This window comes from Streptomyces sp. NPDC046261 (assembly GCF_040646235.1).
Classification (GTDB): Bacteria; Actinomycetota; Actinomycetes; order Streptomycetales; family Streptomycetaceae; genus Streptomyces.
Window position 1 is genome coordinate 54,778 of record NZ_JBEYZU010000021.1, and the last position, 15,935, is coordinate 70,712.

Genomic DNA, 15,935 nt, shown 5'->3' on the forward strand with positions numbered 1-15,935 from the left:
GGGACAGCGGGGACAGCGGGAGAACGGGGAGAACGGGTCAGGGGTCTCAGGCGGGGTGGCGGTCCAGGCGCCAGCGCGGCCGGCCTGCGCGGGGTTCGACGACGACTTTGGGTGGCAGCGGCAGCTCATGGAACGGGGACTCGTTGGAGTCCATCTGGTAGCCCGCCGTGTTGGGGTAGACCAGCAGGTCACCCGGCGCGGGCCGGGCGGGGAAGGGGATCTTGCGCCAGGTGAGCAGGTCCGATTCCAGGCAGGTCGCGCCCCCTACGCACGCGGGGTGGACGCCGGGGCCCCGGGCTCGGCCGGCCGGGGTCACCAGGACGGGGTCGGGGAGGTACTCGCTGTTGAACCACTGTTCCGAGATGCTCAGGCTCGTCCCGTCCACGGTGAGGATGGCGTAGCCGTCGCGGTCCTTGACGCCCTGGACGCGGAAGACGGAGGCGCCGGCCCGGTCCAGCAGCGCGCGGCCGGGCTCCAGCAGCAGGCCGGTGCGGGTCTCGCGGAGCCGGTCGCCGAGGCTGTCCCGGCCGCCGGCGGGAACGGCGGCCAGGATGGCGCGCAGCGCGCCGGCTCCGGCGACCGGTGAGTGGTACGGGTAGAAATCGGCGGCCGCGAACGCCTTGCGGGCGTGGTAGTGCCCGGGGTGCTGTGCGGCGAGGAAGGCGTGCCAGTCGCCGGCCGCCGCGTAGTCGACGGCGAATCCGCCGCCGATGCCGATCCGGTCGGCCCGCAGTCCTGCGGCGCGGGCCTTGAGACAGAGGTCGACGAGGTGTCCGGCGAGGTCGGCGCGCGGCTGGACGGCGTAGCCGCAGAGGTGGAAGCAGAAGCCCTCCATCCGGACGGCGTCGCCCGCCCGTCCGCACCTCGTCAGGGCCGCTTCGAGCTCGGGGACGTCCATGCCGAAGCGGCTGTGCGGCTGGGCCGGGGGGAGCCGGCGCAGCAGCAGCCGGGCCGGGCGGACCGTGCTCGTGCGCGCCAGGGCGAGGAGGCGGTCGAGTTCGTCGAGGGAGTCGACCGCGATCAGGGCGCCCTGCCGGACCGCGACGCGCAGCAGTTCCTCGTGCTTGGCCGGGCCGGTGACCACGATGTCCTCCCCGCGCACCCCATGGCCCAGGGCCTCGCGGAGTTCGCCGGAACTGGCCACGTCGGCCCCGGCCCCGCCGGCGGCGCAGCGCTCGATCCAGACGGCGGCCTTGTTGGCCTTCTTCGCGTAGTACACCTGCCCGTTCACTCCGGCGTCGGCCAGCGCCGCGCGGAAGGCGGCGAGGTTGGTGTCGAAGCGCCGCGGGAGCAGGAAGTGGAAGGGGCCGCCGAAGGCGTGGGCCAGCTCGTGGAGCACACCGCTGTCGAGCACCGCGTCCGTCTGGGGGTCCGCATACGCGGGAAGGGTGGGCGGAAGGGTGGGCGGGGGAGTGCCGGTCACCGCCACAGCGGCACCCGCGTTCCCAGGCCCTGCTCGGCGGCGAGCTGGGCGAAGCGGTGGCCGAGGGCGATGTCGGTGACGACCAGGCCGCTGTTGTAGGCGAAGATTCGCTCCTGCGGGGCGGTGCGGCCGGCCGCGGTACCGGCGAGGACCGGCGGGAACTCGGCGTCGACGGCGGGGAGCCGGCCGTACGCGTCCGCCATGTCGGTGCCGGTGACCTTCATCTGGGCCTCGCTGGTGGCCACGACGCGGTCGGCGCGGTGCAGCGTGGAGGGGGCGAGGCCGTGGCCGACGAGGATGGCCAGCGCGCCGGGCCTGAGCACGTCGGCCTCGACCGCGGCGGGGGTGTGGGCGCCGGCCGTGGCCACGATGACGTCGGCCTCTGCGGCGGCGGCCCGCGCGTCGGTGACGACCTCCAGGTCGCGGCCGGGGAAGTGGGCCCGCAGCCGCGCCCGTACGGCCGCGATTCCCTCCGGGTGTGTGCCGAAGAGCATCAGCCGGTCCAGTGCCGGCAGTGTGGTCAGCAGGAACGGCAGGGCCAGCCGGCCCTGGGTGCCGGTGCCGATCACCAGCGCGCTGCGCGCGCCGGGGGCGGCGCATTCGCGGGCCAGCAGGGCGGAGACGGCCGGGGTGCGCAGGGAGCCGATGCGGCCGCAGTCCATCATCGCCACGGGCAGGCCGGTGACGTCGTCGTACAGGGTGAGGGCGGTGTAGTAGTGCTGCTCCTCGCGCCCTTTGTCCAGGCCGTGCTTGTACGAGGTCTTGATGGCGACGACGTCGCGGGAGCCGTCGCGGCCGAGCATGGCGTAGGAGACGGAGTGGCCGTCGCGCGGTTTGACGGTCAGTTTGCGCGGGTTGTCGGACAGGCCCGCGGCGAGGGTGCGGTAGGCGTTCTCGACCGTCTCGACGACGTCGGGCAGGGATATCTCGATGCCGGCCAGGTCGCTGGTGGACAGGGCGCGTACGGCGGTGGCGTCGGCGGGTATGCGGTCGCCGGCGGGGGGCGGGGCGGTGGGGGTCATATCAGTTCCTCGCGGGGGTGCAGGGACGCCGTGGTCAGGTGCGGTGCACGCTCGGTGCGACGCCGGGCGGGGCCGGGGCGGACGGCGGTGGGGCACGAAGAGGAGGGAGAGGTGGAGGAGATGGAGGAGATGGAGGAGTACGCCTCGACGGCTTTTTGCCCGTAGCCGTGCTCGCCGGTTTCGGCCGGGGGGCGGGTGCGGCGGCCCGGGACGCGCACGGAGGCGCGCTTGAGCCAGCGGTCGGTGCCGTCGTAGCGGGCCTGGAAGGGGACGCGTCCGTGGACGACCAGGTCGTTGTCGATGACCAGTACCTCTCCCGGGGCGAGGGTCACCGCCCGGGAGACGCGGATGAGTTCGCGCTCCAGGCGGGCGTAGGCCGCACGGTAGCCGGGGGTGGCCTCCTCCAGTGGCGTGTAGGCCGGGTCGAAGCGCAGGGTGAGGCCGTCCTCGCCCGCCCACACGGTGGGCACCGGCTGGGGCTGCCAGACGAGGCCGTGGTTCTGGAAGTAGGCGTCATCGGGCAGGATCGGCAGGGCGGGACGCGAGAGTTCGGCGATGTCGGCCTGGGACAGGCGTACTTCGCGGATGCTGGCGGCGGTGGTGGCGACCTTGTCGTGGTTGCGCATGCAGCCGAGGATCAGCACATGGGCGCGGCCCGGGTGGAAGGCGTCCTCGGTGTGCGGGCTGAGCAGCACGGTGCTGCTGGCCCCGGTCTGCGCCTGCTCGTGGCCGGGCGAGGGGACGATGTTGTGGACGAACCGCCCGTCCTGTTGTCCTTCCCAGCCGATGGGGTTGCCCATGAGGGTGGCCAGCAGCAGGAGGGCGATGTCGTGGACCGCGGCACTGTCGCCCGCCGTGGCCCAAGTGGCCGGCGTGGGGCCGATCCCGGCGTCGTCGACTTCGAGTCCGCTCAGGACGAACAGCCCCTCGGCGGTGTCGACGGGGCGGCAGTGGTGGCGGACGCCCTCGCTGAGGCCCGCGGCGGCCCGGGCCACGTGGCGGAGGACTTCGGGCGAGGCGGTGGAGGTTCCCGCGGCGGTGAGGATCTCTTCGGCGGTCCGGCGCAGTTCACCGGATGCGGTGGGGTCGAGCTGGCGGAGGGGGGCGGCTCCCGTGGACATGGCGAAGTCATCCGTTTCGTTGAGGGGCGTAACGGGTGTCTTGCGGGCGGTACGGGTTCCGGGGCGGCGTGCGCTTGCTGACTGAGCGCCAGGTGGGCTCAGGTGAGCGTCGAAGCGTGCACGGCCCGAAGCGCGAGAGGTGGAGAAGGCCGGAGGGGCAAAGGGGCTCGTGGGGCTGCATGGTTGAGCCCTGAGCCGACAGTGCAAGGGGGCACTCGGCCGACATGGGCCGCTGGCCAATAAGCTACCACCGGAATTAGGTAAGGCAAACCTTACCGACTGGTCATCCGTTACTTCCGATTCGCCAACTCCGCCCGGCTGATGCTGTTTTGTATTGCGCGTATATGCGTACATCCTGTCCGAATGCTTGCGGAGGTGAGCGTAACCAGGGTAGGCAAACCTAAGTGACCTCACTTCGGCGTGGAACGAGGAATGACGTGAAACTGACCAGGCGGCAGACAATGCGGGCCGGTGCCGGGATCGGCGCGGCAGCGCTGCTCGCCGCCTGCGGAACCGGAAACGACAAGGCAACCTCCCCGGCGGCCCCGGACGGCAAGCCGGAAAAGGGCGGCACCCTGCGCATCGGCGCTCTTGGCCGGACTTCGGCCATCACCCGTGACCCGCACGGGGTCCAGGGCAACGAGAGCGACTACCTGATCATCGCGCTCGTCTACGACACCCTCACCGCACCGGGCCTCAAGGACAACACCGTCGGCCGCCTCGCGTCCGGCTGGAAGTCCTCCGCCGACCTCACCACCTGGCGCTTCACGATCGCCAAGGGCGCCACCTTCCACGACGGTTCGCCGGTCACCGCCGACGACGTGGCGTGGTCGCTGCGCAGACTGCGCAACACCCCCGCCGGCGCGGGCCGGTTGCCGGGAATCAAGGCGGACAGCATCACCGCCGACGGCAGGGACACCGTCGTCCTGGTCTCCGACGCCCCCAACGCCGCCCTGCCCCTGCTCACCCGCCTGGCGACGTTCGTCCTCAAGAAGGACACCCCCGAGAAGGAGGTGGCCAAGGCCCCGGGCACGGGCCCGTTCAAGCTCGACTGGTACCGGGGAGGCAACGCGCGCCTGGTGCGCAACGACAAGTGGCACGGCGGACCGGTCCACCTCGACGCCATCGAAGTGACCATGTTCGAAAGCCCCCAGGCCATGGCCAACGCCCTGCTGGGCGGTCAGATCGACCTCGCCTCCAACGTGGGCGCCGTCGCGGCCCGTACCGCCGCCTCGCGCAAGGACATCCAGCTCGTCCGCCGCCCCAACGACATGGCGATGCCCATCGTCATGCGCACCGCCGACGGCCCGTTCGCCGACGCCAGGGTCCGCGAGGCCATGAAGCTCCTCGTCGACCGGCAGGCCATGGTCAAACAGGTGCTCTCCGGCTACGGCACCGTCGCCAACGACATCCTCGGCACCGGCGACCCCGGCTACGCCAAGGACATCCCCCAGCGCGCCCGCGACCTCGCCAAGGCCAAGAAGCTCCTCACCGAGGCCAACTTCGACCTCTCCAAGACCTACGAGCTCATCACCACCGAGGACGTCCCGGGGCTGGCCGAGTCCGCGACGCTGTTCGCCACCCAGGCCCGCGAGGCCGGCGTCAAGATCAAGGTCGTCAAGCAGGAGTCCGGCGCCTTCTACGACAAGACCTGGCTCAAGGGCACGTTCTACACCAACTACTGGGGCACCAACGACTCCGTGGTGTTCTTCGCCTCCAAGACCATGACCACCGGCGCCGGACAGAACGAAGCCGGCTGGTCGGAGCCGCGGTTCGACGCCGCGTACCGCAAGGTCGTCGGCACCGCCGACGGCAAGGCCCGCACCACCGCCCTGCGTGAACTCCAGCAGATCCAGCACGAGAAATCCGGCTATCTGCTGTGGGGCATGGCCGACGGCATCGACCTCGCCGCGCCCAAGGTGCGCAACCTGCCCAAGCTACCCGGCTACGGACGCGTCCAGCTCGAGAACGTCTGGCTGTCGCGTTGAGCGGGCCCGCGCCGGAACGGGCCGAGGCCGTCACCCCCGCGGTGGCGGCCTCGGCCCCCCGCCGCGCCGCGCGGGCCGCCACCCGCGTCGGCGTGGTGCTCGCCAAGCGGGCCCTGATGCTGAGCGTGCTGCTCACCGTCGTGTTCGGCGCGATCGAAGTCCTGCCCGGCGACGCGGCGAGTGCCACCGCCGAGCGCGGCGAGAGCGCCGCGGACGTCGCGGCCCGCCGTCACCTGCTCGGCCTGGACCGGCCGCTGTGGGAGCGGTTCGGGGACTGGATGACCGCCCTGCCCTCCGGCGACCTGGGCACCTCCGCACGCGGCGAGCGCGTCACCGACCTGCTCGCGGCCCCCTTCCCCAACACCCTTCTCCTCGGCGGCACCGCCTTCGCCGTCACCCTCGCCGTGGCACTCGCCCTGGGCTGCTGGGCAGCGGCACGCCCGGGCGGCGCCGTGGACCGCGTCGTCGGATTCACCTCCGGCATCGCGCTCGCCCTGCCCGAATTCGTCGTCGCCGTCGGACTGTTGCTCATCCTGTCCCTGTGGGCCGGCTGGCTGCCCGCCGTCACGCTCACCACCCCCGACGGCGCACCCGCCTCCTGGACCATGCTGGTCATGCCCGTCCTGGCCCTCGTCATCCCCCAGGCCGGCTGGAACGCCCGCATCGTCCGCGGTGCCCTGGCCGACCAGGCCGCTGCCCCGCACGTGACGGCCGCCCGGCTCGACGGCCTGTCCCCCCGGCGCGTACTGCTGCGCCACGCACTGCCCGGCGCCTGGCCCGCCATCGCCACCGGAGCCGCCACCTCCACCGGCATGCTGCTGGGCGGCGCGGTCGTCGTGGAGACCCTCTTCAACTTCCCCGGCCTGGGCACCGTGCTGGCCGGTGCCGTCGCCGACCGCGACACCCCCCTCATCGCCGGGGTCGTGGCCTGCACCGGAGCCGTCATCAGCCTCGTCCTGCTCTGCGCCGACCTCATCCGCGCCCGGACCCTGGGAGCACGCCCGTGAGCTCCGTCGCCCTGAACCCGCCCCGTCCCCGGCGGCCCCCGACCCGCGTGCTCCTCGCGGTGGCACCCGGGCTCCTGCTGACGCTGCTCGCCCTGCTCGGCCCGCTGCTCGCCCCGCACCCCTTCGACCGGCCCGTCACCGCCCCCTACGCCCCACCCGGCGCGGACACCCCGCTGGGCGGCGACCAGCTCGGCCGTGACGTCCTGAGCCGGATGCTGCACGGCGGCGGCCCACTGATCGGCGGCGCCCTGGCCGTCGCCGTCGCCGTCACCGCCCTCGCCACCGTGCTGGGCTGCTTCGCCGTCCTCACCCCCACCCTGGGCCGGCTCGTCGAGCGCGGCGCGGACGTCGCCATCCTCCTGCCGCCGGTGCTGGGCATGATGCTGCTCGCCCTGGCCTGGCCCGGCGGCGGACGCCTCGCGGTCATGGCCGCCGCCACCGGGCTGGGCGTGCCGTACGCGGTGCGCGTCGTGGCGAGCGCGGCCGCCCCCGTCGCCGCCTGCGGGTTCATCGAGGCGGCCACCGCGAGCGGCGAACGCCTGTGGCACCTGGCGCTGCGCGAGATCCTGCCCAACCTGCGCGCCACGGTCCTGGCCCTGTTCGGCCTGCGCTTCGTCGCCGCCGTCTACGTCATCTCCATGGCCGGGTTCCTCCAGCTCGGACCCCAGCCGCCCGCCGCCGACTGGGCGCTGATGATCCGTGAGAACGCCCCCGGCGCCCTCCTCAACCCCTGGGCCGTCGTCGCGCCCAGCATCGCCATCGGCCTGCTGGCCGTAGGCGTCGGCCTCGCGGCCGACGCCCTCGCACCCACCGCACGCCGGGCGACGGCGGGCACCCGATGAACCCCGCCGACCCCGACCGACCGGCAGAGGAACCCCTCGCGGCCATGACCGACACCCCGACCGCGGTCAGCGTCACCGACCTCGGGATACGCATCCCCGACGGGCCCGTCCTGCTGGCCAGGACGAGCCTGACCCTCCGGCGCGGCCGTATCACCGCCCTCACCGGCCCCTCCGGCTCGGGCAAGTCCACGCTGCTGCGCGCCGTCATCGGCGACCTGCCCGCCGGCGCCCGCGTCACCTCGGGCACCGTCCACGTCCTCGGCCACGACGTCCTCGCCCTCCCCGCGGAGCGACTGCGCCTGCTGCGCCGCCACCACGTCGCCTACGTCGGCCAGGACCCCGCCTCCGCCCTCAACCCCCGCATGCGCGTACGCCGCCTCGTCGCCGAGACCGCCGCCGACCCCGCTCCCGGGGCCGTCCTGGACCTGCTCGCCGAGTGCCGGCTGCCGGTCGACGACGGGCTGCCCGACCGCCGCCCGGGCACCCTCTCCGGCGGGCAGCAGCGCAGAGTGGCACTGGCCAGGGCCCTCGCCCGCCACCCCGACGTCCTCCTGCTGGACGAACCCACCGCGGGGCTCGACACCGCCCTGCGCGACGAGATCGGCGACCTGCTGCGCCAGCTCACCACCACCCGCCGGATCGCGGTCGTCCTCGCCTGCCACGACCCGCACCTCGTCGCCCGCTGCGCCGACGACGTCGTCGACCTCGGCACGACGGCCCGCCGGCGGCCACGGCCGGCCGTCACAGCCGGGGCGAGCGCCGACCGGCCCCCCGGCGACGCGGCGGGCTCCGGCCTGGCCGCCCACCACCTCGATGTGACGTTCACCCAGCGGGGGCGCTCGTACCGGGCCCTGGCCGGCGTCGGCTTCTCGGCCGCTCCTGGCAGCGCCACCGGAATCGTCGGCCCCTCGGGTTCCGGCAAGACCACCTTGCTGCGCGTCCTCGCGGGCCTGCAGCGCCCCGACGCCGGCACCCTCACGCTGGACGGCCGGTCCCTGCCGGCCGTGGCCCGCCGCCGCAGCCGCACCCAGCAGCGCCGCATCCAACTGGTCCCCCAGAACCCGCTGGGTGCCCTCAACCCCGCCCGTACCGTCGGGGCCACCCTCGCGCGTCCGCTCCGCCTCCACCGGGCGGCGCCGAAGGGGGACGTCGCCGATCGGGTCGCCGAGCTCCTGGACGACGTCGGCCTGCCCGCCGGCTTCGCCCGTCGCTACCCCCACGAACTCTCCGGCGGGCAACGCCAACGGGTCTCCATCGCCCGGGCCCTGGCCCCCGGCCCCGACGTCCTGCTCTGCGACGAGGTCACCTCCGCGCTCGACGCCGACACGGCCGCGACCGTGATGGAACTCCTCACCCGGCTGAAGGCCGAACGCCGGCTGACACTCGTCCTCGTCAGCCACGAACTCCCCCTCGTCGGGGCGTACACCGACACGGTCCACATCCTCGAAGCCGGCCGGGTCACCGCGAGCGGACCCACCCGCCTCCTGATACCGGTGACGCGCTGATCCCGCGAGGGCCTCGAACTACCGTAAATCAGCCAATGGGCCTATGGATATGGGCGATTCGGCCAATCGCGAGGATTCGGTAGAAGTGGGTCATTGTCCCGGCCTAGTTTCGGGTGCCGAGTCGCGAAGTAGAGGGTATCGGTAGCTTCGCCCCGCACGATGCGACTCGCCGGAAGAGGTAGCTTTTCACACAATATGCTCGATTGGGGGAGACGTGTGAACATCGCCAGGGCGTGGAAGGACGCCGCCTACCGGGAATCCCTGACCGCCGAAGAACGTGCCGCACTCCCTGCCAACCCGGCCGGAGTCGTCGAGCTGGACGACCAGGACCTGATGGAACTCAGTGGAGGCACGACCGGAACGTTGTGTGTGACCGTGACCCTGGTCACCGTTTCGCAGTGCGCCACCAGCCACTTCGGCTGCGCGACCGTCAACAAGACGGTCTGCAACGGTACATGTGCCGTCGGCGGCACAAAGGGCTGTTGCCCTCAGTAGCGGGCGCAGAAAGGACAGTCGAAAGGACAGGGGCCATGGACGTCGTCCGCTTCTGGAAGGACCCCGAGTACCGGTCCTCACTCTCAGCCGATCAGACGAGCGCCCTGCCGGAGCACCCGTGCGGGCCCGTGGAGCTCACCGACGAAGCACTGGTCGGTGTGCTCGGTGCCAATACCGAACAGCTCAACAGCGCGGGGTGTTGTCCCGGAACGAGCAGCAACACCAACTGCGCCGGTCACAGCACCTGCTGCCAGATGACGCAGCCCTGTTACACCTGCAGCGGTGCAGCCTGCAAGTAAGTGAGCACGTCAGCAGGGTGGTGTTCGCGCCCCGAAAGGCTCGGACACCACCTCCGCGCGAACCGCTCGCGCACGCGGGCACACCGGTTCCTTGGGGGAGGACTCACTTTGACCAGCGACAGCGCGGTACGCCGCCACACTCCCGTCGACGTCGACGCACCGGCCTGGCACCTCGCCGCCTCGCTCAAGGAGCGGACCGGCCGCGACGGACACGAACCCGTCACCGACCGGGTACGGGGACGACGACGGCTGGACCAGTGGAAGGCGGAGAAGTACTTCACCTTCACGCCCGGCCAACTGGCCGGCTGGCTGGCCGCCTTCGGCCTGGACGAATCCGGCCTCGTGGAGATCCTCGGTGAGCGCCCCGCCTCGGTCGCCGCCCGGTCCGGCCGGGCCCCGGACTACGTCCACGCCATCGAGCGCGCCTGGACGGCGGCCGACGCAGGCGAGGAGCCACCGCAAGACGACGGCTTCGCCGCGCTGGCCGCCCCTCTCGTCGAGGACGGACGCAGGAGAATCCGCGCCGGACTGGCGGACCTCCTCCAGCGGTTCCCGACCGGCCACGTGGCCTACGCGTCCATCGCGGAGCAGCTCTGCCGGCCGCCCGGCAACACGCTCCTGGGCATGCTGAGCCGCACCATGGTGCTCGAACTCAACGTGCTCCGGGTCCAGGGAGCGCTCCGGGGCGACTCACCGTGCGCGCGCTACCACGACTTCCTCAGGAAACTGAGGGACCCCGACTACGCGCTGGGCCTGCTGCGGGAATACCCGGTGCTGGCCCGCGACCTCGTGCGCGTCGTCGACAACTGGGTCACCGTGCGCCTGGAGTTCGCCCGGCGGCTGCTCGCCGACCTGCCCGACCTGCTCGCCCACTTCGACGACGCGCCCGCACTGGGCACGGTGAGCCGCGTCGCCTTCGACGCCGGCGACTCCCACCGCGGCGGCCGGTCCGTGGGCATCGTGGAGTTCTCCGACGGCCGCAAGGTCGTCTACAAGCCCCGCTCCCTCTCGGCCGACGTCCACTTCCAGGCGCTGCTGCGCTGGCTGAACGACCACGGCGTCGAACCCCGGCTGCGCCCCTTGTGGATCGTCGACCGCGCCGAGTACGGCTGGACGGAGTTCGTGACGGCGTCCGGCTGCGGCGACCGCGCGGAGGTCGCCCGCTTCTACCGGCGGCAGGGCGCCTACCTGGCGCTGCTGTACTGCCTCGCCGCGACGGACTTCCACTACGAGAACCTGATCGCGTCCGGCGAGCACCCCTTCCTGGTGGACCTGGAGGCGCTGTTCCACCCGCGCACCCCCGACCAGCAGATCCCCCCGCACGTGCCCGCGCACGCCGTCCGCGTCCTGAGCGAGTCCGTGCTGAGCGTGGGCCTGCTGCCCACACCGATCATCTCCTTCGAGGACGAACGGGCCGACGGCCTCGACATGAGCGGCCTGTCCAGCCCGTCCGGACAGCTCACCCCGACGCCGGTGCCCACCTGGAGCGACCACGGCACCGACCGCATGCACCTCGTCCGCCGCCGCCTGGAACTGAAGGGCGGGCAGAACGTGCCCACCCTCCCCGACGACGCGGTCACGGCCCTGGACTACCAGGACGAGATCATCACCGGGTTCCGGCAGACCTACCGGCTGCTGCTGACGCACCGCGAAGCCCTGCTGGCGCCCGGAGGCCCCGTCGACGCGTTCGCGACCGACCAGGTACGGGTCGTGCTCCGCGCCACCCGCATCTACGGACGCATCATGCAGGAGGGCCACCACCCCGATCTGCTGCGCGACGGGCTCGACCGGGACCGCTTCTACAGCCTGCTGTGGGGCGAGGAACACTCACCCGTACGCAACGCCGCCGTCTCGGCCGCGGAGCTGGCGCAGCTCAGCGCGGGCGACATCCCCATCTTCTCCGTGTCCGCCTCCTCCCGGGACCTCCTGGCGGGCAACGGAACGGTCATCCCCGACGTGCTGGAACAGAGCGGCATGGACCGCGCCCGGGCCCGGATCGAGGCCCTCTCCGAGGAACACCTGGCACGGCAGACCTGGTTCCTGCGGGCCTCGCTCACGGGGCTCGCTATGGGCACCACCGGTGCGCACTGGCCGGGCCACGCGGTGGCCGCCGCGACCGGGCCCGCGAGCGAGGACGCCTTCGTCGAGGCCGCGCGTCGCATCGGCGACCGCCTCCTGGAACTGGCAGTGGTGGACGAGGACAAGATCTGCTGGCTGGGCCTGACCCTGGTGCAGGAGACGGCCTGGCAGGTCGGCCCGGCGTCCATCGACCTGTACAACGGGATCTCCGGGATCTCCCTGTTCCTGGCCTACTTGACCGAGCACACCGGCGCGGCCACGTACCGCGCGGCCGCCGAGGCCGGCGCCCGGGTGCTGGCCGAGCAGTTCGCCCGGCTCCACGAGATGAACGAGAACACGCTCCGTCTGCTCGGCATGGGGGCGTACGCGGAACTCGGCGGGCCCGTGTACGCGCTGAGCCATCTCGGCGCGCTCTGGAACCGGCCCGACCTGCTGGACGCCGCCGCCCTGGCCCTTCCCCACCTGCGGTCCCTCGCCCCGGCCGACCGGGCGCTGGACATCGTCGCCGGCTCGGCCGGCGCCCTGCTGTCCGTCCTGACCCTGCACTCCGTGCGGCCCGGCCAGGAGACGCTCGAGGTGGCCGGCTGCCTCGCCGCACATCTGGTGCGGGCCGGCGAGAGGGTGGGCGACGGCATCGCGTGGCCCTGCTCGATCAATCCGGAGGGGCCGCTGACCGGCTTCTCCCACGGGGCGTCGGGAATCGCCGTCGCCCTGGCCCGGCTCGACCACGTGACCGGCCGGAACGACCACGTGGACGCGATCCGGGGCGCCCTCCGCTTCGAGCGGAGCACCTTCGATTCCGCCCGCGGGAGCTGGCCCGACCTGCGGAGCATCTCAGCGCCCGGCGAGCCGATGATCGCCTGGTGCCACGGCGCCGCCGGCATCGGCATGGCACGTGCCGCGCTGCTCCGGCACTTTCCCGGGGACGCGCGGCTCCGCGAGGACCTGGAGCATGCGGTGCGGGCGACGCTTCTCGCCGGATTCACCGGCGAGACGCTCACCGGCCGGGGAAATCACAGCATCTGCCACGGAGACCTCGGCAACCTCGAAACTCTGCTGGTGGCGGCACAGGAGACCGGTGACGCGTCACTCGCCCGGAAGGTGGACCTGCTTGCCGCCGGACTGCTGGCCGGCATCGCCCAGGACGGCCCGCTGTGCGGTGTTCCCCTGGGCGTGGAAACACCCGGCCTGATGGCCGGGCTGGCCGGTATCGGCTACAACCTGCTGCGGTTCGCCAGGCCCGCCGCGGTGCCCTCGGTGCTGTTGCTCGAAGGTCCGAAGCGGCCGTGAAGGAGAGCACGTCACGCGTGCGCTTCCGGGCGGAGGCCCTCTCGGCCCATGCCGGCGTCCGGCGGCGTCCGGTCGCGAGCGGGCCGCCCCGCGTCCCCCGCCTGCCCGTGCTCGCGCTGGCTGTTCTCACGCTGGCCGCGACGCTCGCCGCGGCCACGGTCCGGGTTCCCCACTACGTGAACGCGACCGTCGTGGCAGCGGACGCGCACACCCTCCGCGCTCTCGTGCCGGCCTCGGTACCGGCCCGGGACTTGCCCGGGCGCCCGGCCCGGTTCCTGCGGGGACACCGCACTGCCGGGAAGTCGTCGGTGACCAAGGCCGAGCGCGTCGACACCGTCGGGGCACTGATCGAGCGGGGCGTTCCGGCGGACACCCCGATCCCCGTACTGGTGATCGAGCTGGACCGCGGGACGGCACCCACGTCCGGCCCGGACCGTGGACGTTCCCCGGCCGGACGCGTGGCGATCGAGACGGCCCGCCCGCCCTTGCTGGCCGTACTGCTGAGTCGTGGGGAGTGATGTCGGTGCGGCTGTCCGGCCTGTGCCCGTCGAACAGAACGAAGGCCCGTGTCCGGGTGCCGGTCCTGCTCCAGATGAGTACGGCGGAATGCGGCGCCGCGTGCCTGGCGATGATCCTGAGCGCCCATGGCCGCCACACCAAGGTCGCCGAATGCCGGGACTCCCTGCACATCGGCCGGGACGGCGCGAACGCGCTGCAGCTCGTACGGCTCGCCCGTCGGCGGGGGATGCGGGTGCGCGCGCTCAGCGTCGACCTCGCGTCCCTGCGGGAGGTGCCCGGGCCGGCGATCATCCACTGGAACTTCAACCACTACCTCGTGCTCGAGCGCTGGGACGGCAAGAGGGCCGTGGTCGTCGACCCCGCCTCCGGGCGCCGGGTGATCGCGCGGGAGGAGTTCTCGGAGGGCTTCACCGGCGTCGTCCTCGCGTTCACCCCGGCCGAGGACTTCCGGCCGCGCCCGTCCCGCCGGCGCGTCGAGTCCTTCCGCTTCGCCCGCGGCCTGCTGTCGGTCTCCCGCGGCATGCTGGCCGCCATCCTGCTCGCGTCGCTCCTCCTGCAACTGCTGTTGCTCATCCCGTCGGCCGTCACCAAATTCCTGGTCGACGAGGTGCTCGGCTACGGTCAGGACGACCTGCTCGGCGCGGTCGTCGTGGGCGGCCTGCTGTTCCTGATGACGCACGCCATCGCCACCTACACGCGCGGGATTCTGCTCAACCACTTCGAGACCCGCATGGACGGCACGCTCATGCGGCGGTTCTTCGGCCACCTGCTGGACCTGCCCTACCGGTACTTCGTGCTGCGCGGCAGCGGTGACCTGCTGATGAGACTGTCCAGCAACGCCCTCATCCGCGAGGTCCTCACCGGGCAGACCGTCTCGTTCGTCCTGGACGGCGCGTTCGTGCTCGCGTACGTCATCCTGTTCCTGGTCGTCGCCCCGCTGTACGGCTGGGTGGTGCTCGGCCTCGGCTGCGCCCAGCTCCTGATCATGCTGGCGAACTTCCGCAGGCTGCGGAGCCTCGCGCAACGCGACATCGGCGCGCAGGCGGAGGCGCAGAGCTGCGCGGTCGAGGTCCTGGCCGGGGTGGAGACGGTCAAGGCCATGGGCGGGGAGCGGCAGGCGTACGCACGGTGGTCCGCCCTGTTCGAACGGCAGCTCCAGGCGTCCTTCCGGCGCCGGCGGCTGGACTGCGTCCTGGAAGCGACCATGGGAACCTTCCGGATCGGCGCGCCGATCCTCCTGCTGCTGATCGGGGTCCGGGAGGTCATGGCGGGGCGGCTGTCCGTCGGTTCGATGCTCGCCCTCAACGCGCTGACGAACTCCCTGCTCGGCCCGATGGCCACCCTGATCGGCGCCGCCCGCCAGCTGCAGTCCGTGGCCGTCACCGTCGACCGCCTCCGGGACGTCCTCGACGAGGAAACCGAACAGGACAGGACCGCGGTGCGCGCACCGGGACGGATCACGGGAAGCGTGGAGCTGTCGGGTGCCGGTCTCCGCTACGGGGGAGACGGCCCCTGGGCCGTCCGCGACGTGAACCTCAGCCTGCCGGCCGGGGCCAAGGTGGCACTCGTGGGACGCACGGGCTCGGGGAAGACCACCTTGGCCCGCCTGATCCTGGGGCTGCACGTGGCCACGGAGGGAGAGGTGCGCTTCGACGGCAAGCCGCTCGTCGGGCTCGACTACCGGGAACTGCGCCACCAGTGCGGCGTGGTCACCCAGGAACCCGCGCTGTTCGCCTGCTCCGTACGGGAGAACATCGCCTTCGGCCATGAGGACGCCTCGCTCGAAGACATCGTCCGGGCCGCCCGGCACGCCCAGATCCACGACGAGATCACGGCCATGCCCATGGGGTACGAAACGGTCCTGACGGAGGGCGGCGGCGGACTGTCGGGCGGCCAGCGGCAGCGCCTGGCCCTGGCCAGGGCGCTGGTACGGGAGCCCGCGCTGCTGGTCCTGGACGAGGCCACCAGCCATCTCGACGTCGTCACGGAACAGCGGGTCGACGACGTGCTGGCGCGGCTGGAGTGCACCCGGGTGGTCATCGCCCACCGCCTGAGCACCGTCATCGACGCGGACCTCATCGTGGTGCTCAAGGACGGGCGTGTCGTCGAGACGGGCACCCACGCTGAACTGCTGGACCGGCGCAGCGAGTACGCCGCGCTGGTCGCGGGACAGCTCAGCCCTCGTGGTTCGTCAGGACGCGGCCTTCTGTCAACTGGACGGGGCGTCCCGGCAGTTGAACACCGCCGCGATGATCGTCCGCCAGAATGAACGGGTAACCCCACTTCCAGGCACCCGCGTTCGCCACCGTTGACTGGCCCGTCAGTACTGTGCGATATTACGGACG

The 15,935-nt window shown here is 72.4% G+C and carries 12 protein-coding genes; 9 read left to right on the top strand and 3 right to left on the bottom strand.

The genetic code is table 11. From position 1 onward, the window contains the following. Window positions 1-46: 46 nt before the first annotated feature. The 3 genes from ABZ956_RS26535 to ABZ956_RS26545 are packed head-to-tail and all read right to left on the bottom strand — an operon-like array spanning window position 47 to window position 3,566. Window positions 47-1,429, bottom strand: a complete 1,383-nt coding sequence (locus ABZ956_RS26535) for a Y4yA family PLP-dependent enzyme (protein WP_361898596.1) — start codon at window positions 1,427-1,429, stop codon at window positions 47-49. Next, window positions 1,420-2,445 (bottom strand): ornithine cyclodeaminase family protein, encoded by a 1,026-nt coding sequence (locus ABZ956_RS26540; protein WP_361898598.1) that lies wholly within the window; start codon window positions 2,443-2,445, stop codon window positions 1,420-1,422. The genes ABZ956_RS26535 and ABZ956_RS26540 overlap by 10 nt, the downstream gene beginning before the upstream one ends. Beyond that, window positions 2,442-3,566: a TauD/TfdA family dioxygenase gene (locus ABZ956_RS26545; protein WP_361898601.1), complete on the bottom strand. Its 1,125-nt coding sequence runs from the start codon at window positions 3,564-3,566 to the stop codon at window positions 2,442-2,444. Before ABZ956_RS26545 ends, ABZ956_RS26540 begins: the two co-directional genes overlap by 4 nt. 437 nt (window positions 3,567-4,003) lie before the next feature. On the opposite strand from ABZ956_RS26545, the gene ABZ956_RS26550 reads away from it, so the two are divergent. The 9 genes from ABZ956_RS26550 to ABZ956_RS26590 all read left to right on the top strand — a co-directional run bounded on the left by ABZ956_RS26550 (window position 4,004) and on the right by ABZ956_RS26590 (window position 15,859). Continuing rightward, entirely contained in the window at window positions 4,004-5,554 is a 1,551-nt protein-coding gene (locus ABZ956_RS26550; protein ID WP_361898604.1) for an ABC transporter substrate-binding protein, read from the top strand. After that, window positions 5,551-6,561: an ABC transporter permease gene (locus ABZ956_RS26555; protein WP_361898607.1), complete on the top strand. Its 1,011-nt coding sequence runs from the start codon at window positions 5,551-5,553 to the stop codon at window positions 6,559-6,561. The genes ABZ956_RS26550 and ABZ956_RS26555 overlap by 4 nt, the downstream gene beginning before the upstream one ends. Then, window positions 6,558-7,403: an ABC transporter permease subunit gene (locus tag ABZ956_RS26560; RefSeq protein WP_361898610.1), complete on the top strand. Its 846-nt coding sequence runs from the start codon at window positions 6,558-6,560 to the stop codon at window positions 7,401-7,403. Before ABZ956_RS26555 ends, ABZ956_RS26560 begins: the two co-directional genes overlap by 4 nt. A 44-nt stretch (window positions 7,404-7,447) precedes the next feature. Further along, entirely contained in the window at window positions 7,448-8,908 is a 1,461-nt protein-coding gene (locus tag ABZ956_RS26565; RefSeq protein ID WP_361898613.1) for an ATP-binding cassette domain-containing protein, read from the top strand. A gap of 216 nt (window positions 8,909-9,124) precedes the next feature. Further along, entirely contained in the window at window positions 9,125-9,403 is a 279-nt protein-coding gene (locus tag ABZ956_RS26570; protein ID WP_361898616.1) for a mersacidin/lichenicidin family type 2 lantibiotic, read from the top strand. A 35-nt stretch (window positions 9,404-9,438) separates the two neighbouring features. Next, on the top strand, window positions 9,439-9,702 hold the full coding sequence (locus tag ABZ956_RS26575) for a mersacidin/lichenicidin family type 2 lantibiotic (RefSeq protein ID WP_361898619.1): 264 nt from the start codon (window positions 9,439-9,441) through the stop codon (window positions 9,700-9,702). Window positions 9,703-9,810: 108 nt separating this feature from the next. Next, entirely contained in the window at window positions 9,811-13,071 is a 3,261-nt protein-coding gene (locus tag ABZ956_RS26580) for a type 2 lanthipeptide synthetase LanM family protein (protein WP_361898622.1), read from the top strand. Further along, window positions 13,068-13,589, top strand: coding sequence for a hypothetical protein (locus tag ABZ956_RS26585; RefSeq protein WP_361898625.1), 522 nt, complete (start codon window positions 13,068-13,070; stop codon window positions 13,587-13,589). Before ABZ956_RS26580 ends, ABZ956_RS26585 begins: the two co-directional genes overlap by 4 nt. Next, on the top strand, window positions 13,589-15,859 hold the full coding sequence (locus ABZ956_RS26590) for a peptidase domain-containing ABC transporter (protein ID WP_361898628.1): 2,271 nt from the start codon (window positions 13,589-13,591) through the stop codon (window positions 15,857-15,859). The genes ABZ956_RS26585 and ABZ956_RS26590 overlap by 1 nt, the downstream gene beginning before the upstream one ends. Window positions 15,860-15,935: the final 76 nt, after the last annotated feature.